We start from the raw sequence: 18,299 nt of genomic DNA, 5'->3' as shown, positions 1-18,299 counted from the left end.
CTCACGCCGAGGTTTTACGTATAACTTCCGCGTTCATACGTACCATGGCGCCGGGACGCGGGTCCACCCCGCGCCCCGGAACCGAACCGAGCGCGCCCGACGCGGAGGCCCCGTGCACACCCCCGAGCCCACCCCCGCCGGCCGCCCCACCAGCCGGGACGTGGCCCGCGCGGCCGGGGTGTCGCAGGCCACCGTCTCCCTGGTCCTGGGCGACAAGTGGCGGGGCCGGGTCTCGGAGCGCACCGCCGGCGCCGTCCGGACCGCCGCCCGCGAGCTCGGCTACCGGCCCAACCTCGCCGCCCGCAACCTGCGCCTCGGCCGCACCCGCACGGCCCTGCTCGTCGTCCCCGCCCTCACCAACGAGTTCTTCGCCCACGTGTACACCGGCGCGGCGGCGGTCGCCGCCGACCACGGCTTCGGCGTCGTGCTCTACCCCTCCCCCGGCGGTGTCGGCCCCGCCCGCGACCCCTTCGCCTCGGCCCAGGCGGCCCTGGACGGCGTGCTGGCCTCCTCGATGGCCACCGACGCCCTGGAGGCCTTCCGCGGCGGGGACCTGCCCCTCGTCATGCTCGACAGCGATCCGGCGGGCCCCGGCGCGGCCGCCCACGTCAACCTCGACGTCGCCGAGGGCATGCGGCTGGTCACCGCCCACCTGCTGGCCCTCGGCCACCGCCGCTTCCTGCACCTGGCCTCGGCGGAGCCCTCCTGGACCTTCGACGTCCGGGCCGCCGCCCTCGCCCACGCCCTGCGGGGCGCGGAGGTGCGCACCGTCCACTCACCGCTCGCCGTGGCGGCCGCCCGGGAGACCGCCGGGACGGCGCTCGCCGCGCCCGGACCCCGGCCCACGGCCGTGCTCTGCGACGACGACCTCCTCGCCGCCGGCGTCTGCAAGGCCGCGCGGCGGCTGGGGCTGCGGGTCCCGGAGGACCTGTCGGTCACCGGTTTCGACGACCTGGCCCTGGCCACGGCGGTCGAACCGGAGCTCACCACGGTCCGGCTGCCCGCCGAGCGGTTCGGCCGCCGCGGCATGGAGGCCCTCCTCGCCGTCCTCGCGGGCGAACGGGCCCGCTCGGACGTCCTGCCCGTCGAGCTGGTCGTCCGCGGCTCCACGGGCCCGGCACCGGCCGTCTGAGCCCCCGCCCCCGCGCCGGGCGGCCCCCGACCGACACGCCGGAGGGGCCCGGTCCACCAGGACCGGGCCCCTCCGGGCGATGCCCGCGCTACTCCTCCTCGGCCACCTCGTCCGAGGGGTCGTCCGTCTTCGCGGCGGCGGCGTTGTCCGCCTCCAGGAGCCGGGAGAGCTGGCGCCCGACGATCCGCTTGAACTTCCGCTGCTGCGGACGCGTCCGGTCCAGGACCGCCACCTCCAGGCGCTCCGCGGGGATCTCCCGCTCGGTGCCGTTGGTGTCCCGGGAGAGCGCCTGCACGGCCAGCTTCAGCGCCTCGGCGAGGGACATCCCGTCCCGGTGCCGCTGGTCCAGGAAGGAGCTGATCTGCTCCGCGTTGCCGCCGACCGCGACCGAGCCGTGCTCGTCCACGATGGAGCCGTCGTGCGGCAGCCGGTAGATCTGGTCGCCGGCCGGCTCGGTGCCGACCTCGGCGACCACCAGCTCCACCTCGTACGGCTTCTCGCCGGCGCTGGAGAAGATGGTGCCCAGCGTCTGCGCGTAGACGTTCGCCAGGCCGCGCGCGGTGACGTCGTCCCGGTCGTAGGTGTAGCCGCGCAGGTCGGCGTAGCGGACGCCGCCGATGCGCAGGTTCTCGTACTCGTTGTACTTGCCGGCGGCGGCGAAGCCGATCCGGTCGTAGATCTCGCTGAACTTGTGCAGGGCACGGGACGGGTTCTCGCCGACGAAGACGATGCCGTCGGCGTACTGGAGGACCACGAGGCTGCGGCCGCGCGCGATGCCCTTGCGGGCGTACTCCGCGCGGTCGGCCATGGCCTGCTGGGGTGAGACGTAGAACGGTGTCGACACCGGCGCTCGTCCCTTTCTTCTGGGCTGGGAGGGGGCGACGTACGGGTCAGAGCAGGGCGGCGCGCGGTCCGTCCGGCTGCTCCAGACGCCGCTCGGTGACCGAACGGGCCAGCTCGGAGGATTCCGCCTCGGAGAGCCTGCGGAAGCCCTCGTCGGTGATGACGGTGACGATCGGGAAGATCCGGCGGGCCAGGTCCGGACCGCCGGTCGCCGAGTCGTCGTCCGCCGCGTCGTACAGCGCCTGCACGACCAGCGTGGTCGCCTGCTGCTCGGTGAGGTCCTCGCGGTACAGCTTCTTCATGGAGCCGCGGGCGAAGATCGAGCCCGAGCCGGTGGCGGCGTACCCGTGCTCCTCGGAGCGGCCGCCGGTCACGTCGTACGAGAAGATCCGGCCCTTCTCCCGGCCCTCGTCCCAGCCGGCGAAGAGCGGCACCACGGCGAGGCCCTGCATGGCCATGCCGAGGTTGCTGCGGATCATGGTGGAGAGACGGTTCGCCTTGCCCTCCAGGGAGAGGGTGGCGCCCTCGACCTTCTCGAAGTGCTCCAGCTCCAGCTGGAAGAGCTTGACCATCTCGACGGCGAGGCCGGCGGTGCCGGCGATGCCGACGGCGGAGTACTCGTCCGCCGGGAACACCTTCTCGATGTCCCGCTGCGCGATCATGTTGCCCATGGTGGCCCGCCGGTCACCCGCGAGCACGACGCCCCCCGGGAACGTCGCGGCCACGATGGTGGTGCCGTGCGGAGCCTCGACGATCCCCTCCGGCAGCTTCCGGTTCCCCGGGAGCAGCTCCGGCGAGTGGTCGGCGAGGAAGTCGATGAAGGACGAAGACCCCGGCGTCAGGAAGGCGGCCGGCAGACGCCCTGTGCCACGAGTGTTGGGTTCCACAGGTTTCCTTCCACGTAAGCGGCCGCGCGCCTGATGACGTCCGGCCGATCCTTGAACTGCCCCAGCGCCGCGTTGCCACTGAAGCACAGCACGCCTCGGACCTTACCCCTCCGATGATCGTGGTCCACATGCTCCGCCGGACCCTTCTGGCAGATCACGCGGACACCGCCCTGGGCGGCGATCATCCGGTCGCGCTCGACCTCGGTGGTGCCGTGCTCGCGCTTGAAGCAGCTGGCCCGATCGCGCTGCGCGCGGCACTCCCGGCAGTAGCTGGACCAGCCGTCCGAGCTGGTCTTGTCCGGTCCCCGGTCGGAGCGGGGTTCGACCTCTTCGCACTGGGGGCCTCGCTTGCGGCCGGACGGCACGGGCACCTTGACCCGCACCGTCCGCCCCGCCGCCTCCTGACGCGCTTTGCAGGGGGCGGCCCGGCACTCTCGGCAGTACGCCTGGAGCCCGTCCCGCCTCGCACGGTCACGAGCGAACGCCTCGCACGATCGGACTCGCCGGCACCGCGAGCACCGCTTCACGCCGTGCGGCACCGAATCGCCCCCCACCTTCGATCCGAAGGTCGAATGACCTTACTGGCCACCCTTCTGAACGAATGACCTGACGAAGTCCTCGGCGTTCTCCTCGAGCACGTCGTCGATCTCGTCCAGGACGGAGTCCACGTCGTCGCTCAGCTTCTCCTGGCGTTCCTTGAGGTCGGAGCTCGCCTCCGTGGTGGTCTCCTCGACCTCCTCCGTGGAACGCGTCGCCTTCTGCTGTCCGCCGCCGGTGTCCTTGGTCGCCATTTCCTCACCCCGCTCGAATCGGATCGCTCGGACTGGTGCTGCGTGGTCCCTCAAGATCAGACCTTACAAGCCGGGGCCGACATCGGCCCCCGCGTTTCCCAACGTCCGGGCACTGCTTTCATGATTCCCAGGGGCCGGTCGTTTCAGCCCCTGTTCAGGTCTCGAATCAGTTGCCGGAGAGGACCCTGACGAGTTCCTCCGCCGTGCGGCAGCGGTCCAGGAGGGCCGCCACGTGGGCCTTGGTGCCGCGCAGCGGCTCCAGGGTCGGGACGCGCTGGAGCGAGTCGCGGCCCGGCAGGTCGAAGATCACCGAGTCCCAGGAGGCGGCGGCCACGTCGTCGGCGTACTGCTCCAGGCAGCGGCCCCGGAAATAGGCCCTGGTGTCCTCCGGGGGCGCCGTCTCGGCCCGCTCCACCTCGGACTCGTCCAGCAGCCGCTTCATCCGGCCGCGGGCCACCAGGCGGTTGTACAGGCCCTTGTCGGGCCGTACGTCCGCGTACTGGAGGTCGACCAGGTGCAGCCGGGCCGCGTCCCAGTCCAGGGCGTCGCGGCGCCGGTAGCCCTCCATGAGCTCCCGCTTGGCGACCCAGTCCAGCTCGCCGGCGAGGCTCATCGGGTCGTTCTCCAGCCGGCCCAGGGTGTCCTCCCAGCGGGCCAGGACGTCCTTGGTCTGCTCGTCGGCGTCCGTCCCGTACCGCTCGTCCACGTACTTCCTGGCCAGCTCGAAGTACTCCATCTGGAGCTGCACCGCGGTGAGCGTCCGGCCGCTGCGCAGCGTGACGAGGTACTGGAGCGAGGGGTCGTGCGAGACGTGGTGGAGGGTGCGGACGGGCTGGTCGACGGCGAGGTCGACGGTGATGAAGCCGTCCTCGATCATGGAGAGGACGAGGGCGGTGGTGCCCAGCTTGAGGTAGGTGGAGATCTCGGAGAGGTTGGCGTCCCCGATGATCACGTGCAGCCGGCGGTACTTCTCGGCGTCGGCGTGGGGCTCGTCGCGGGTGTTGATGATGGGCCGCTTGAGCGTGGTCTCCAGGCCGACCTCGACCTCGAAGTAGTCGGCGCGCTGGCTGATCTGGAAGCCGTTCTCCCGGCCGTCCTGGCCGATGCCGACCCGGCCGGCGCCGGTGACGACCTGGCGGGAGACGAAGAAGGGCGTGAGGTGGCGCACGATGTCCGAGAAGGGGGTCTCCCGCTTCATCAGGTAGTTCTCGTGCGTGCCGTAGGAGGCGCCCTTGTTGTCGGTGTTGTTCTTGTAGAGGTGGATGGGCTGGGCGCCGGGGAGCTGGGCGGCGCGCTCGGCGGCCTCGGCCATGATCCGCTCGCCGGCCTTGTCCCAGAGGACGGCGTCGCGCGGGTTGGTGACCTCGGGGGCGCTGTACTCGGGGTGGGCGTGGTCCACGTAGAGCCGGGCGCCGTTGGTGAGGATCACGTTGGCCAGGCCGATGTCCTCGTCGGTGAGCTGGCTGGAGTCGGCGGCCTCGCGGGCGAGGTCGAAGCCGCGGGCGTCCCGCAGCGGGTTCTCCTCCTCGAAGTCCCAGCGGGCGCGGCGCGCCCGGTGCATCGCCGCCGCGTAGGCGTTGACGATCTGGGACGAGGTGAGCATGGCATTGGCGTTCGGGTGTCCGGGAACGGAGATCCCGTACTCCGTCTCGATGCCCATCACTCGCCGTACGGTCATGCGGCCCTCCTTGCCCGGCGGCGCTCAGTGCGCGACTCGGCGGTACCGAAGAGCCTAGAGCGGCTCCGCGCTGGTGGGGAGATCACTTGCGGTATTTCCCGGCGTCGCCGGAAGGTTTTTCGGAGCGAATGCGACGGCTGCGGACGCCCGGTTTCCGGACATCCGCAGCCGGTGTGCGCTTTTACAGGTACTGACCGGTGTTGGCCACCGTGTCGATGGAGCGTCCGGTGTCCGCGCCCTGCTTTCCGGTGACGAGGGTGCGGATGAAGACGATCCGCTCGCCCTTCTTTCCGGAGATCCGGGCCCAGTCGTCCGGGTTGGTGGTGTTGGGCAGGTCCTCGTTCTCCTTGAACTCGTCCACGCAGGCCTGGAGGAGGTGGGAGACGCGGATGCCCTTCTGGTTGTGGTCGAGGAATGCCTTGATGGCCATCTTCTTCGCCCGGTCGACGATGTTCTGGATCATCGCGCCGGAGTTGAAGTCCTTGAAGTACAGGACTTCCTTGTCACCGTTGGCGTACGTGACTTCGAGGAAGCGGTTCTCCTCGGACTCGGCGTACATCTGCTCGACGACGGACTGGATCATTCCGTGGGCGGCGGCGGCCTTGGAGCCGCTGTGCTCGGCGATGTCGTCCGGGTGGAGCGGAAGGTTGGCGGTGAGGTACTTCGCGAAGATGTCCTTCGCGGCCTCGGCGTCCGGGCGCTCGATCTTGATCTTGACGTCGAGCCGGCCGGGCCTCAGGATCGCGGGGTCGATCATGTCCTCGCGGTTGGAGGCGCCGATCACGATCACGTTCTCCAGGCCCTCGACGCCGTCGATCTCGGCGAGGAGCTGGGGGACGATGGTGTTCTCCACGTCCGAGCTGACGCCGGATCCGCGGGTGCGGAAGAGCGACTCCATCTCGTCGAAGAAGACGATGACGGGGGTGCCCTCGCTCGCCTTCTCACGGGCCCGCTGAAAGACCAGGCGGATGTGCCGCTCGGTCTCGCCGACGTACTTGTTGAGGAGTTCGGGGCCCTTGATGTTGAGGAAGTAGGACTTCCCCGCGGGCTGGCCGGTGACCTCGGCGACCTTCTTGGCCAGGGAGTTGGCGACGGCCTTGGCGATGAGCGTCTTGCCGCAGCCGGGCGGGCCGTAGAGCAGGATGCCCTTGGGCGGCCGCAGTTCGTGCTCCTTGAACAGGTCGGGGTAGAGGTACGGGAGCTCGACCGCGTCGCGGATCAGCTCGATCTGGTTGCCCAGACCGCCGATCTTGTCGTAGTCGACGTCCGGGACCTCTTCGAGGACGAGTTCCTCGACCTCGCTCTTCGGGACGACCTCGTAGACGTAGCCGGACCTGGAGTCGAAGAGCAGGGCGTCGCCGGGGCGGATGGTGACGTCCAGCAGAGGCTCGGCGAGCCTCACCACCCGCTCCTCGTCGGTGTGCCCGGTCACCAGGGCGCGCTCGCCGTCCTCCAGGATCTCCTTGAGGGTGACGATGTCCCCGGCGCGCTCGAACTCCATGGCCTCGACCACGTTGAGCGCCTCGTTGAGCATGACTTCCTGGCCGCGCCGGACCTCTTCGAGTTCGACGCTGGGGCTCACGTTCACCCGGAGCTTGCGGCCCCCGGTGATGATGTCGCACGTGCCGTCCTCGTTCGCCTGCAGGAAGACACCGAAGCCGGCCGGCGGCTGCGCGAGCCGGTCGACCTCCTCCTTGAGGGCCACGATCTGGTCGCGTGCCTCACGGAGCGTGTTCGCGAGCCTTTCGTTCTGCGCGGACACGCCGGCCAGGTTGGTCTGCAGCTCGACGATCCGCTCTTCGAGAATCCTCGTGTGTCGCGGAGAGTCGGCGAGCTTGCGGCGCAGGACGGCGATTTCCTGCTCGAGATAGGCAACCTGGCCGGCAGGGTCTTCAGACCCCCGCCCCGGCCGGATGCCGCGGTTGATGTCGTCGTCGTGGGCTGCCACGGTCCTCACCTCCTCCAAGGGGAGCTGGACGCATCCTGACCCTACCTGCGTGGGTGATGATTGAAACCCCTAGATCAAAAAGACTCCGGGGCGTGTCCGATCTTCACCCTTGCGCTTCCCCTCTCGCCAGGGGAATACCCACCCTTCACGCTCTGAAAGCGGGCAGTTGTATCGTCGTGACCGGTCAACACCCGCGGGTCGCGGCATCAATTGTCCGCGCGGAGCAGAAACGGCAGAAGAGATGAGCGTGCAGCACGAGGCGCCGGCCGAAGGGGCCGAGGAGGCCCTGGAGGTCTGGATCGACCAGGACCTGTGCACCGGGGACGGGATCTGCGCTCAGTACGCTCCCGAGGTCTTCGAACTGGACATCGACGGGCTCGCGTATGTGAAGAGCGCGGACGACGAGCTGCTCCAGGACCCGGGGGCGACGACCCCGGTGCCGCTGCCGCTGCTCCAGGACGTGGTGGACTCGGCGAAGGAGTGCCCGGGCGACTGCATCCACGTGCGGCGGGTCCGGGACCGCGTCGAGGTGTACGGCCCCGACGCGGAGTGAGGGCGGCCGGCCGTCAGACGCCGCGGGCGTCCGCGCCCGCGGAGCGGACGAAGGCGCCCCCGGTCCACTCCCAGGTGACCTGCTCCTTCTCGTCGGGGCAGCAGCTGGGGACGTCGGGGGACGAGTAGCCGAGCAGGGTGGCGCGGACGGCTCCGTCGCGGATCGCGAGGCCGGTGACGCTGCGCTGCTCGCGCGGGTCGACGAGGGTGGCCACCACGCGCGCGGGGGCGGCGTCGCCGCGGCCGCGGGTGAGGACGTACAGACCGGCGGGCGGGGTTCCGGATCCGGCTTCGCAGTGTACGACCGCAATCGTCTCGGGGTTCTCGTCGCCGTCCAGGTCGCCGGTGGCGCGCTGGGCGATCCGGTGGCCCGCTCCCCCGCACGGGATCGGGTAGGAGGCCGTGGCGGCGTCGGGCGCGGCGGCGGGGCCGGGGGCCGCCGGGGCGGAAGCGGAGGCGGTCGTGGGGCCGGCTTCGGCGGCGCGGGGCGTCAGGGCTCCGGCGAGGGCGACGACCGCGGCGGTCGCGGTGGCGGTGGCCAGCCAGTGCAGCGGCCGGGCGTGGGTGTGTGCGAGGTCCACGGGGTCCGGGGCGGCGGAGGGCTGCACGCGAGACGTCTCCTGTGAGGGTCGTGCCGAGGGGTTGCGGGCATCGTGCCACACGTCACAGGGCGGCGGAACAGCCGGGGGTGGTCGAACAGGGGTGCCGAACAGGGCGACGCCGCCGCCCGGTTCCCCGCGGGGCGGGGCGGAGGGGCGGCGGCGTCGCCGGGGTGCTGTCGGTGTGTCAGCCCTTGTTGGGGCCGTCGTAGTCCTCGCCGTACGCGCCCTTGGCGGGGCGGCGGCGGCGCATCGGGGGCTCGACGCCGTCCGCGAGGCGGCGGGCGGTGACGAGGAAGCCGGTGTGGCCGATCATGCGGTGATCGGGGCGGACGGCCAGGCCCTCGACGTGCCAGTTGCGGATCATGGACTCCCAGGGCTGCGGCTCGGCGTAGCAGCCGATCTCGCGGATGGACTCCACGGTGCGGGCGAGCTGGGTGGTGGTGGCCACGTAGCAGCAGAGGATGCCGCCGGGGACGAGGGCCTTGGAGACGGCCTCCAGGCATTCCCACGGGGCGAGCATGTCGAGGATGACCCGGTCGACGTCGGTGTCGGACAGGTTGTCCTGGAGGTCGCCGACGGTCAGCTGCCAGGCCGGGTGGGGGCCGCCGAAGTAGCGCTCGACGTTGCCCTTCGCGATCTCGGCGAAGTCCTCGCGGCGCTCGTAGGAGTGCAGCATGCCGCTGTCGCCGATGGCGCGGAGCAGGAAGCTGCTGAGCGAGCCGGAGCCCACGCCGGCCTCCACGACGCGCGCGCCGGGGAAGATGTCGGCGAAGGCGAGGATCTGTCCCGCGTCCTTCGGGTAGACCACGGCGGCGCCGCGGGGCATGGACAGGACGTAGTCGGGGAGCAGGGGGCGCAGCGCGAGGTAGGCGACGTTTCCGGTGGTGCGGACAACGCTGCCCTCGGGAGCGCCGATCAGCTCGTCGTGCGGGAAGGAACCCTTGTGGGTGTGGAAGTTCTTTCCCTCTTCGAGCGTGAACGTGTAGTGGCGGCCCTTGGGGTCGGTCAGCTGAACCTGGTCCCCGACCTTGAAGGGCCCGCGTCGGCGGGCGGCACCGGTCGGTTCGGACATGTGACCAGAGTACCGGTGTTACGAGGAGGGTCGTGCCATGGCCTTCACGAAGGCGCGCTCGACGTCCGTCGTCGACAGGACGCCGTAGATCTCGCCGGTCTCCTCGACGACGAGGTACTCGGTGGCGGGGGTGGCGCGGAGGTGGTCGAGGAGGGGCTGGCCGGTGAGTTCGGCGGGGACGCGCATGCCGGGGGCGAGGTCCTGGGTGAGGGTGGAGACGGCGACCCAGGGGCGGCGGTGCTGGGGGACGGCGGCGATGGCGGCCTCGCGGACGATGCCGGTGGGGCTGCCGGTGCCGTCGACGACGACGAGGGCGCGGGCGCCGGCCTCGTTGGCGCGGCGGAGGGCCTCGGAGAGGGGGGTGACGGGTTCGACGGGGATGGCGCGGCGGGTGAGGGCGCGGGCGCGGAGCTCGGGGAGGTGTTCGCGCAGGCGGGCCATGCGGAGGCTGTTGCCGGCGCCGGTCCAGATGATGGCGGCCAGGATGGCGGCGAGGAGGGCGTCGGTGACGGTGGTGAAGCCGTCGATGTCGGCGGTGGAGTTGCCGAGCCAGCCGGTGCGGGTGAGGAGGGGGAGGCCGATGAGGACGGTGACGGCGAGCGCGCGGCCGACCCAGGCGGCGGCGACGGTGCCGGTCATGGGCTTGCCGGTGATCTTCCAGACGACGGCGCGGAGCATCCGGCCGCCGTCGAGGGGGAGGCCGGGGAGGAGGTTGAAGATCGCGACGATGAGGTTGGAGATCATCAGGCCGGCGAGGAGGACGCCGGGGACGGTGCCGGGCTCGACGGCGTGCATGGCGGCGTAGAAGAGGCCGGCGAGGACGAGGGAGAGGAGCGGGCCGACGAAGGCGAGGACGAACTCGCGGCCGGGGGTCTCGGACTCCTTCTCGATCTCGGAGACGCCGCCGAAGAACTGGAGCTGGATGCGGCGCACGGGGAGCTTGAAGCGGAGGGCGGCGAGGGTGTGGGCGAGCTCGTGGACGAGGACGGAGGCGTAGAAGGCGACGGCGAAGAAGAGGGAGACGAGGTAGCGGGCGGCGCCGAGGTCGGGCAGGACCCGTTCGATCTGGCCGCCGAAGACCCAGGTGATGAGGGCGGCGACGAGGAACCAGCTGGGGGCGACGTAGACGGGCACGCCGAAGGGCCGTCCCATGAGGATCCCGCCGCCGGGTTCCTCGGTCCGCTGCGGCTTGGGCTCGTCCTGGTTCACGGGTTCCTCTCGTCGCCGGGGGTGACCGCGCCGGTGCGTCACGGGTCGATCATGCAGCGCGACGGGTCATGCGTCGATGGTATGCGGCGCGGTGTCGGTGGGGGGTCGTAGGGTCGGTGTCATGAGTACGAGCGAGCGGCTCCCGGAGGGGCCCCGGGCGCCCATGTCGTTGTCGCCGTCCCGGGCGAGCGACTTCATGCAGTGTCCCCTGTTGTACCGGTTCCGGGTGATCGACCGGCTGCCGGAGAAGCCGAGCGCGGCGGCCACGCGGGGGACGCTGGTGCACGCGGTCCTGGAGCGGCTCTTCGACGATCCGGCGGCGGAGCGGACGGTGCCGCGGGCGAAGGCGATGGTCCCGGGGCAGTGGGACCGGCTGCTCGCGTCGCGGCCGGAGCTGGGCGAACTGTTCGCGGACGATCCCGGGGGCGAGCGGCTGGGGCGGTGGCTGGCGGAGGCCGAGGCGCTGGTGGAGCGCTGGTTCACGCTGGAGGATCCGGCGCGGCTCGAACCGGCCGAGCGCGAGCTGTTCGTGGAGACGGAGCTGGAGTCGGGGCTGCGGCTGCGCGGGGTGATCGACCGGGTGGACGTGGCGCCGACGGGCGAGGTGCGGATCGTCGACTACAAGACGGGGAAGGCGCCGCGGCCGGAGTACAGCGAGGGCGCGCTGTTCCAGATGACGTTCTACGCGCTGGTGGTGTGGCGGCTGAAGGGCGTGATCCCGCGCCGGCTGCAGCTGGTCTACCTGGGCAGCGGGGACGTGCTGACGTACGACCCGGTGGAGGCGGACCTGCGGCGGGTGGAGCGGAAGCTGCTCGCGCTGTGGGACGCGATCCGGGTGGCGACGGAGACGGGCGACTGGCGGCCGCGGCCGACGAAGCTGTGCGGCTGGTGCGATCACCAGGCGGTCTGCCCGGAGTTCGGGGGGACTCCCCCGGCGTATCCGCTGGAGATCGTTTCCGCGCGCCCGCCGGAGTCGGACGAATCGGGGCAGGGCAGAATGGGCGGCGACCGGCCCGCCTCGTGAAGGAGCCCCTGTGACGATTCGCGTCCTCCTGGTCGACGACCAGCCGCTGCTGCGCACCGGCTTCCGGATGATTCTGGAGGCGGAGCAGGACATCGCGGTGGTGGGTGAGGCCGGTGACGGTCTGCAGGCGCTGGACCAGGTGCGGGCGCTCCAGCCGGACGTGGTGCTGATGGACATCCGGATGCCGCGGATGGACGGGGTGGAGGCGACCCGGCAGATCACCGGGCCGGGTCGGGACGGTCCGGCGAAGGTGCTGGTGCTGACCACCTTCGACCTGGACGAGTACGTGGTGGAGGCGCTGCGGGCGGGGGCGAGCGGCTTCCTGCTGAAGGACGCCCCGGCGAACGAGCTGGTGCAGGCGATCCGGGTGGTGGCGGCGGGCGAGGCGATGCTGGCCCCGTCGATCACGCGGCGGTTGCTCGACAAGTACTCGGCGCACCTGCCGACGGGCGAGGAGCAGGTGCCGGACGCGCTGAGCACGCTGACGGACCGTGAGGTGGAGGTGCTGAAGCTGGTGGCCCGCGGGTTGTCGAACGCGGAGATCGCGGCGGACCTGTTCGTCAGCGAGACGACGGTGAAGACGCACGTGGGTCACGTGCTGACCAAGCTGGGCCTGCGCGACCGGGTGCAGGCGGCGGTGTACGCGTACGAGAGCGGTCTGGTGCGTCCGGGCGGCAACGGCCAGTAGGCCGGGGCGGGACGCGTAAGGGCCCGGCGCACGAGGAGTGCGCCGGGCCCTTCGCCGTACCCGGGGAGGGCCGGGTCAGCTCTTGCGGATCTCCCAGAAGCGGAAGACGGTCGAGGCGTCGAGGGTCCATTCGAGGCCGGTGACGCCGTCGCGGGAGACGGCGTACTGCTTGCCCTGCCAGAGCGGGAGGAGGGGGAGTTCCTCGGCGACGGCGTCCTGGATCGCGCCGTACTCCTTGTCGGTGGCGGAGCGGTCGGCGGTGGCGGCGGTCTTCGGCAGGAGGGTGCCGGTGATCGCGTCGTTCTCGTAGTGGTTGGCGAGGACGTTGCCCTTGCCGAAGAACGGGGCGGTGAAGTTGTCGGCGTCGGGGTAGTCGGGGACCCAGCCCTTGACGTAGACGCCGTACTTGCCGGCGGCGATGTCCTTCTCGTACTGCTCGTAGGGGACGGACTTGACGTCGGCGGCGAAGAGGCCGCTGGCGTTGAGCTGGGCGGCGATGGCCTTCATCTCGGCGTCGGTGGAGGGGCCGTAGCGGCTGGGGGTGGACCAGAGGGTGAGGGTGACCTTGTCCGTGATGCCGGCGTCGCGCAGGGCCTTCTTCGCCTTGGCCCGGTCGGGGGCGCCGTAGGTGTCGAAGAAGGCGGTGTTGTGGCCGTTGATGCCGGCCGGGACGATCGAGTAGAGCGGGGTGGCGGTCGACTTGTAGACGTCCTCGACGAGGGCGTCGCGGTCGACGAGGTGGGCTATCGCCTTGCGGACGCCGAGCTTGCCGGCGACCGGGTCCTTCATGTTGAAGACGAGGTGCTGGACCTCGGCGCTGCTGCCCTGGACGACCTGGACGTCGTGGTCGCCGGTGGAGGTCTCCAGGGCGGCGATGTCGGCGGCGGACAGGCCGCGGTAGGCGACGTCGAGGTCGCCGTCGGTGAAGGCCTTGGCGAGGGCGGTGCGGTCGCCCCGGTAGAGCTTGAGGGTGATCTTGTCGTTGCGGCGCTCCGCGGTGCCCCGGTAGCCGGGGTTGGCGGAGAAGACGGCCTCGGTGTCGCCGAAGGAGTCCAGCTTGTACGGGCCGGAGCCGACGGCCTTGCCGTCGGTGCGGAGGGTGTCGGCGGGGTACTCGCGGTGGTCGACGATGGAGCCGGCGCCGGAGGCGATCTTGCTGGGGAAGGTGGCGTCCGGGACCTTGAGGCGGAAGACGACGGTCCGCTCGTCGGGGGTCTCGATGGTGTCGATGGTGGAGAGCAGCGGCGCCGGGCCGGAGGGGTCGGCGATCTTCAGGGCGCGCTCGAAGGAGAACTTGACGTCCTCGGAGGTGAGCGGGTTGCCGTTCGAGAACTTCAGGCCGGGGCGCAGCGTGCAGGTGTAGACGGTGCTGCCCTCGTCGAAGCCGCACGTGTCGGCGGCCTCGGGCTCGGGCAGGGAGCCGCCCTTCGGGAAGGCGAGGAGAGACTGGAAGACGTTGTTGAACAGCAGCCAGGAGCCGGGGTCGTAGCCGGCGGCGGGGTCGGTCGCCAGGATCTCGTCGGACATGCCGACCCGTACGGATTCGGCGGAGCCGGAGCCCGGTCCCTGCTCGGTGCCGCAGCCGCCGAGGAGGGCGGCGGAGAGGCCCGCGGCGAGCGGGGCCGTCAGCCACTTGTGGTGCGTCTTCACTGAACTTGCCTCTTGATCTCTTGCCAGGCCGGCCGCGCGTGGCTGCGCGGCCGGTACAACGAAGGGGTCAGGCGGTGGTGCCGCGGCTCAGCTCCCAGAGCAGCAGGTCCGAGGAGGTGTTGAGGGCGTACTCGACACCGTTGATGTCGTCGCGGGCGGCGACGTACTGCTTGCCCTGCCAGAGCGGCAGGACGGGCACGTCCTGGGCGACGATCTTCTGGATCTGCCGGTAGACCGGGGAGGCGGCGGAGCGGTCGGCCTCGCGGCGGGAGCGCGGGATGAGCTGCTCGCGGACCTTCTTGTTGACGTAGGGGGTGCCGAGGAAGTTGTCGCTGTCGAGGAAGGGCGCGACGTAGTTGTCCGGGTCCGGGTAGTCGGGGAACCAGCCGAGGCCGTAGACGGCGTAGTCGCCGCGCCGCTGGGCGGGCCGGAACTCGGACCAGGCGGAGCCCTTGACGGTGACGTCGAAGAGTTCGCTCGCGATGAGCTGGTTCTTCAGCGTCTCGAACTCCTGGGCGGTCTCGGCACCGTAGTGGTCGGTGGTGTAGTGCAGGGTGAGCTTGACCGGCGTCCGCACGCCGGCCTCCTTGAGGATGGCGGCGCCGCGGTCGGGGTCGCCCTCGCCGTACTCCTCGTAGAAGGGGGTGGCGTGGCCGGAGATGCTGGAGGGGATCAGCGAGTAGAGCGGCTCGGCGGTGGGGCCGTACACCCGGTTGACGAGGGCGCCGCGGTCGATGACGGCGGCCATGGCCTGCCGGACGGCCTTCTCCTCGACGGCGGGGGCCTTGGTGTTGAAGCCGAGGTAGCGGATCTCCAGGCCGGGGACCTCGGAGACGCGGATGCCGGCGGCGGGGTTCTCGGTGAGGTCGCGGACCTGCTCCTGGGAGAGCGAGCGGGCCATCATGTCGATGTCCTTGCTCTCCAGGGCCTTGCCCATGGCGCCGGCGTCGGAGAAGGCGCGGAGCTCGACCCGCTCGTTGCGGGGGGTGACGTCGCCCTTGTAGCGGGGGTTGCGGGAGAAGACGAAGCGGGTGGCCCGGTCGCCCTCCTGCTCGGCCTTCAGGGTGTACGGGCCGGAGCCGTCGACCTGGAAGCCCTCGCGGAGCTCGTCGGCGGCGTACTTGTCCTTGCTGAGGATGCCGGCGACGGGGGTGGAGAGCTTGTACGGGAAGGTGGCGTCGGGGGCGTTGAGGTGGAAGACGATCTCGCGGTCGCCCTTGGTCTCGACGGTGTCGACGGTCGACAGGAGGGCGGCGGCGCCGTTGTCGGACTTGATCTTCCGGACCCGGTCGATGGAGAACTTGACGTCCTCGGCGGTGACGGGGGTGCCGTCGGCGAAGGTGAGGCCGGGGCGCAGCACGCAGCGGTAGCTCTCGCTGGCGGTGTCGGAGAAGCCGCAGGACTCGGCGGCCTCGGGGACGGGCCGGCCGCCGCCGCGGGGGACGTGGACCAGGGTCTGCACGGTCTGGCGGAGGATGTTCCAGGCGCCGGTGTCGTAGGCGTAGGCCGGGTCGAGGGGGGCGGGGGCCTCCTCGGTGGCGACGAACTGGTCGGTGGTTCCGACGACGATGGCTCTGTCGCCCTCTCCCGTGCCGCAGGCGGCGAGCAGCGGGGCGAGCAGTCCGGCCACGGCCGGCAGCACCAAGGTCTTGCGGTTCATCAAGGGACGTTCTCCTCAGCCGGCCTGGGGTACAGCGGTCATGACGACACTCCGCCGCCGGCCGCCCGGTCGGGGCGGGAGCGATCGGGCCGGGAAGTTGCGATCGGTCCTGTGTTCTCGGCGACTTGGGTGTGCGCCGGCGCACGCGGTGATAGCGGCGAAGTACTCGCGAAAGATTAGTGGGCGGCGCCGCTATTGCCGTACGGGGTGGCCGGTGGGGGGTAATCGCAGGGTGATCATGAATGCGCTCGCTTCGATAGTCATGCGGTGCGCGAGAGGGGCGTCAGCGGCCGAAACGGGACACAAAGGGGCGGCGGACGTTCGCATTCCGGGCGGGGGACGCGGTCAGGCCACCCCTCGGCGCGCACGCTGGGTGACCAAGGTCACGCGGTGGTAATGCGAGGGGTGGCCTGAACCCATTGCACGGCGGAAGGCCCGGGAGTACGCGCGGGAGCGTGCGCGGAAGGCCCTCCGGTGAATGCCCGGGGAAAGCTCAGAGAAAGCTCAAATGAAGATCGAATGGGGCGTGAATGGGGCCGGAATGGGCTCAGGCCCCGGAGACGAGGGTCCGCAGGAACGGCACGTCGACCTCTTCGAGCGAGCGGACCACGACCCGGCCGGGCAGCGCCGGGATCGGCGCGACGGAGGGCACGGCGACGACCCGGCAGCCGGCCGCCTCTGCGGCGGCGACGCCGGTCGCGGTGTCCTCGACGACCGCGCACAGGGCCGGGTCGGCGCCGACGCCGCGCGCGGCGGTCAGGTAGGGCTCCGGGTGGGGCTTGGTGCGGGTGACCTCGTCGCCGGCGACGGTGAGGTGGAAGCGGTCGCGGCCGACGGACTCCAGGACGCGGTCGATGATCCGGCGGTGGGAGGCGGAGACGAGCGCGGTGGGGATGGAGTGGCGGGCGAGTTCGGCGAGGAGCCGCTCGGCGCCCGGCATGAGCGGGACGCCGCGCTCGATGCGCTGCTCGAACTTCTCGTTGAGCAGCACGGTCAGCTCTTCGAGGGTGATGTCGGCGCCGGTGGCCTCGATGAGGTACCCGGCGCTGCGGGTCATGGGGCCGCCGACCACGATGTCCCGCCACGCCTCGTCGAGGCGGTGGCCGAGGTCGGCGAAGACCTCCACCTCGGCGTCCCACCAGAAGCCCTCCGTGTCGACGAGGGTCCCGTCCATGTCGAGGAAGACCGCCTGGAGGACGGGGCTTCCATGGGCACGGAACAGGGACGCGGGGACCGTACTGGTCATCCGGCACACCTCCTGGAGGGACGGAAAGGCCGGCCCCCACTCCCGGTACGGGGAGGAGGACCGGCCTGCACTGGACCGACAAGTGTACGTCGCGATCACCGCGGGCGCGGACATTTGCGCCCGGGCGTCAGCGCGCGGTCACCGGGCGTTGAAGTACTTCGCCTCCGGGTGGTGGATGACGATGGCGTCGGTGGACTGCTCGGGGTGGAGCTGGAACTCCTCCGAGAGGTGCACGCCGATCCGCTCCGGGCGGAGGAGTTCGGCGATCTTCGCCCGGTCCTCCAGGTCGGGGCAGGCGCCGTAGCCGAGCGAGAAGCGGGCGCCGCGGTACTTGAGGGCGAACATGTCCTCGACGCTGTCCGGGTCCTCGCCGCCGAAGCCCAGCTCGGCGCGCACGCGCGCGTGCCAGTACTCGGCGAGGGCCTCGGCGAGCTGCACGGACAGGCCGTGGAGCTCCAGGTAGTCGCGGTAGGCGTCGGCGGCGAAGAGCTCGGCGGTGGCCTCGCCGATCCTCGAGCCGACGGTGACGACCTGGAGGCCGACGACGTCGGTCTCCCCGGACTCCTCCGGGCGGAAGAAGTCCGCGAGGCACAGGCGGCGGCCGCGGCGCTGGCGCGGGAAGGTGAAGCGGGTCCGCTCGTGGCCGGCCTCGTCGAGGATGATCAGGTCGTCGCCCTTGGAGACGCACGGGAAGTAGCCGTGGACGACGGCCGCCTCCAGCAGGTTCTCGGTGTGCAGGCGCTCCAGCCAGCCGCGCAGCCGCGGCCGGCCCTCGGTCTCCACCAGCTCCTCGTACGTCGGTCCGTCGCCGGCCCGGTTCTGCTTCAGGCCCCACTGGCCCTTGAAGAGGGCGCCCTCGTCGAGCCAGGAGGCGTAGTCCTTGAGCGGGATGCCCTTGACGACGCGGGTGCCCCAGAACGGCGGGGTGGGGACGGGGTTGTCGGTGGCGACGTCGGAGCGGCCGCCGGGCTCGGGCTCGTCGACCTGGAGGGCGGCGGTGCCCTTGGCGACCCGGCGCTGCTTCAGCTCGGGGAGGGCCGCGCCGGGGACGCCGCGCTTGACGGCGATGAGCGCGTCCATGAGGCGCAGGCCCTCGAAGGCGTCGCGGGCGTAGCGGACCTCGCCCTGGTAGATCTCGTGGAGGTCCTGTTCGACGTAGGCCCGGGTGAGGGCGGCTCCGCCGAGGATGACGGGATACTTGGCGGCCAGCTCGCGCTGGTTGAGCTCCTCCAGGTTCTCCTTCATGATCACGGTGGACTTCACCAGGAGGCCGGACATGCCGATGACGTCGGCCTTGTGCTCCTCGGCGGCTTCGAG

The 18,299-nt window shown here is 71.2% G+C and carries 17 protein-coding genes; 4 read left to right on the top strand and 13 right to left on the bottom strand.

The features are described from left to right. Window positions 1-112 precede the first annotated feature (112 nt). Window positions 113-1,132 (top strand): LacI family DNA-binding transcriptional regulator, encoded by a 1,020-nt coding sequence (locus AB0E83_RS06185; protein ID WP_362106639.1) that lies wholly within the window; start codon window positions 113-115, stop codon window positions 1,130-1,132. 88 nt (window positions 1,133-1,220) lie between these two features. Here the strand turns inward: AB0E83_RS06185 and prcA are convergent, their stop codons facing one another. The 6 genes from prcA to arc form a co-directional block, all read right to left on the bottom strand. After that, the gene (gene prcA / locus AB0E83_RS06180) at window positions 1,221-1,976 is read right to left on the bottom strand and encodes a proteasome subunit alpha (RefSeq protein ID WP_362106636.1); all 756 of its coding nucleotides are present in this window, start codon (window positions 1,974-1,976) and stop codon (window positions 1,221-1,223) included. 46 nt (window positions 1,977-2,022) lie between these two features. After that, window positions 2,023-2,862, bottom strand: coding sequence for a proteasome subunit beta (gene prcB / locus AB0E83_RS06175; RefSeq protein WP_362106633.1), 840 nt, complete (start codon window positions 2,860-2,862; stop codon window positions 2,023-2,025). Next, the gene (locus AB0E83_RS06170; protein ID WP_362106630.1) at window positions 2,814-3,245 is read right to left on the bottom strand and encodes an endonuclease VII domain-containing protein; all 432 of its coding nucleotides are present in this window, start codon (window positions 3,243-3,245) and stop codon (window positions 2,814-2,816) included. The genes prcB and AB0E83_RS06170 overlap by 49 nt, the downstream gene beginning before the upstream one ends. Before the next feature lie 195 nt (window positions 3,246-3,440). Next, a complete protein-coding gene (locus tag AB0E83_RS06165) occupies window positions 3,441-3,653 on the bottom strand; it encodes a ubiquitin-like protein Pup (protein ID WP_030494396.1) in 213 nt (70 codons plus the stop codon). A 166-nt stretch (window positions 3,654-3,819) separates the two neighbouring features. Further along, entirely contained in the window at window positions 3,820-5,331 is a 1,512-nt protein-coding gene (gene dop, locus AB0E83_RS06160; protein WP_362106627.1) for a depupylase/deamidase Dop, read from the bottom strand. Window positions 5,332-5,512: 181 nt separating this feature from the next. After that, window positions 5,513-7,279: a proteasome ATPase gene (gene arc / locus AB0E83_RS06155; protein ID WP_362106624.1), complete on the bottom strand. Its 1,767-nt coding sequence runs from the start codon at window positions 7,277-7,279 to the stop codon at window positions 5,513-5,515. Between the two features lie 241 nt (window positions 7,280-7,520). Between arc and AB0E83_RS06150 the strand changes: the two genes are divergently transcribed. Continuing rightward, window positions 7,521-7,832: a ferredoxin gene (locus AB0E83_RS06150; RefSeq protein ID WP_362106621.1), complete on the top strand. Its 312-nt coding sequence runs from the start codon at window positions 7,521-7,523 to the stop codon at window positions 7,830-7,832. Window positions 7,833-7,845: 13 nt separating this feature from the next. On the opposite strand, the gene AB0E83_RS06145 is transcribed toward AB0E83_RS06150, so the two are convergent. The 3 genes from AB0E83_RS06145 to AB0E83_RS06135 all read right to left on the bottom strand — a co-directional run bounded on the left by AB0E83_RS06145 (window position 7,846) and on the right by AB0E83_RS06135 (window position 10,657). After that, window positions 7,846-8,439: a hypothetical protein gene (locus AB0E83_RS06145; RefSeq protein WP_362106618.1), complete on the bottom strand. Its 594-nt coding sequence runs from the start codon at window positions 8,437-8,439 to the stop codon at window positions 7,846-7,848. A gap of 178 nt (window positions 8,440-8,617) precedes the next feature. After that, the gene (locus tag AB0E83_RS06140; protein ID WP_030759602.1) at window positions 8,618-9,505 is read right to left on the bottom strand and encodes a tRNA (adenine-N1)-methyltransferase; all 888 of its coding nucleotides are present in this window, start codon (window positions 9,503-9,505) and stop codon (window positions 8,618-8,620) included. A gap of 18 nt (window positions 9,506-9,523) precedes the next feature. Then, window positions 9,524-10,657: a site-2 protease family protein gene (locus AB0E83_RS06135; protein ID WP_362106871.1), complete on the bottom strand. Its 1,134-nt coding sequence runs from the start codon at window positions 10,655-10,657 to the stop codon at window positions 9,524-9,526. Window positions 10,658-10,835: 178 nt separating this feature from the next. On the opposite strand from AB0E83_RS06135, the gene AB0E83_RS06130 reads away from it, so the two are divergent. After that, window positions 10,836-11,738, top strand: coding sequence for a RecB family exonuclease (locus tag AB0E83_RS06130; protein WP_362106615.1), 903 nt, complete (start codon window positions 10,836-10,838; stop codon window positions 11,736-11,738). Between the two features lie 10 nt (window positions 11,739-11,748). Next, window positions 11,749-12,426, top strand: coding sequence for a response regulator transcription factor (locus AB0E83_RS06125; RefSeq protein ID WP_362106612.1), 678 nt, complete (start codon window positions 11,749-11,751; stop codon window positions 12,424-12,426). Window positions 12,427-12,501: 75 nt separating this feature from the next. On the opposite strand, the gene AB0E83_RS06120 is transcribed toward AB0E83_RS06125, so the two are convergent. The 4 genes from AB0E83_RS06120 to AB0E83_RS06105 form a co-directional block, all read right to left on the bottom strand. After that, complete coding sequence (locus AB0E83_RS06120; protein ID WP_362106609.1) at window positions 12,502-14,076, bottom strand: ABC transporter substrate-binding protein; 1,575 nt, start codon at window positions 14,074-14,076, stop codon at window positions 12,502-12,504. 67 nt (window positions 14,077-14,143) lie between these two features. Continuing rightward, window positions 14,144-15,736: an ABC transporter substrate-binding protein gene (locus AB0E83_RS06115; protein WP_362106606.1), complete on the bottom strand. Its 1,593-nt coding sequence runs from the start codon at window positions 15,734-15,736 to the stop codon at window positions 14,144-14,146. Window positions 15,737-16,283: 547 nt separating this feature from the next. After that, entirely contained in the window at window positions 16,284-16,982 is a 699-nt protein-coding gene (locus AB0E83_RS06110) for an HAD family phosphatase (RefSeq protein ID WP_362106603.1), read from the bottom strand. A gap of 138 nt (window positions 16,983-17,120) precedes the next feature. After that, the coding region (locus tag AB0E83_RS06105; RefSeq protein WP_362106600.1) for a vitamin B12 dependent-methionine synthase activation domain-containing protein at window positions 17,121-18,299 on the bottom strand (1,179 nt) is incomplete at its 5' end.

This window comes from Streptomyces sp. NPDC035033 (assembly GCF_040636735.1).
Lineage (GTDB): Bacteria > Actinomycetota > Actinomycetes > Streptomycetales > Streptomycetaceae > Streptomyces.
The sequence above is the reverse complement of the archived record's forward strand: the minus strand, read 5'-3'. Positions and strand labels throughout refer to the sequence as shown.

Bases quoted from the DNA above. Each gene is read 5' to 3' on its own strand.
- AB0E83_RS06135 (WP_362106871.1), bottom strand. From the start codon at position 10,657: ATGGGACGGCCCTTCGGCGTGCCCGTCTACGTCGCCCCCAGCTGGTTC.
- AB0E83_RS06115 (WP_362106606.1), bottom strand. From the start codon at position 15,736: ATGAACCGCAAGACCTTGGTGCTGCCGGCCGTGGCCGGACTGCTCGCC.
- AB0E83_RS06140 (WP_030759602.1), bottom strand. From the start codon at position 9,505: ATGTCCGAACCGACCGGTGCCGCCCGCCGACGCGGGCCCTTCAAGGTC.
- AB0E83_RS06165 (WP_030494396.1), bottom strand. From the start codon at position 3,653: ATGGCGACCAAGGACACCGGCGGCGGACAGCAGAAGGCGACGCGTTCC.
- AB0E83_RS06110 (WP_362106603.1), bottom strand. From the start codon at position 16,982: ATGACCAGTACGGTCCCCGCGTCCCTGTTCCGTGCCCATGGAAGCCCC.
- dop (WP_362106627.1), bottom strand. From the start codon at position 5,331: ATGACCGTACGGCGAGTGATGGGCATCGAGACGGAGTACGGGATCTCC.
- AB0E83_RS06150 (WP_362106621.1), top strand. From the start codon at position 7,521: ATGAGCGTGCAGCACGAGGCGCCGGCCGAAGGGGCCGAGGAGGCCCTG.
- AB0E83_RS06130 (WP_362106615.1), top strand. From the start codon at position 10,836: ATGAGTACGAGCGAGCGGCTCCCGGAGGGGCCCCGGGCGCCCATGTCG.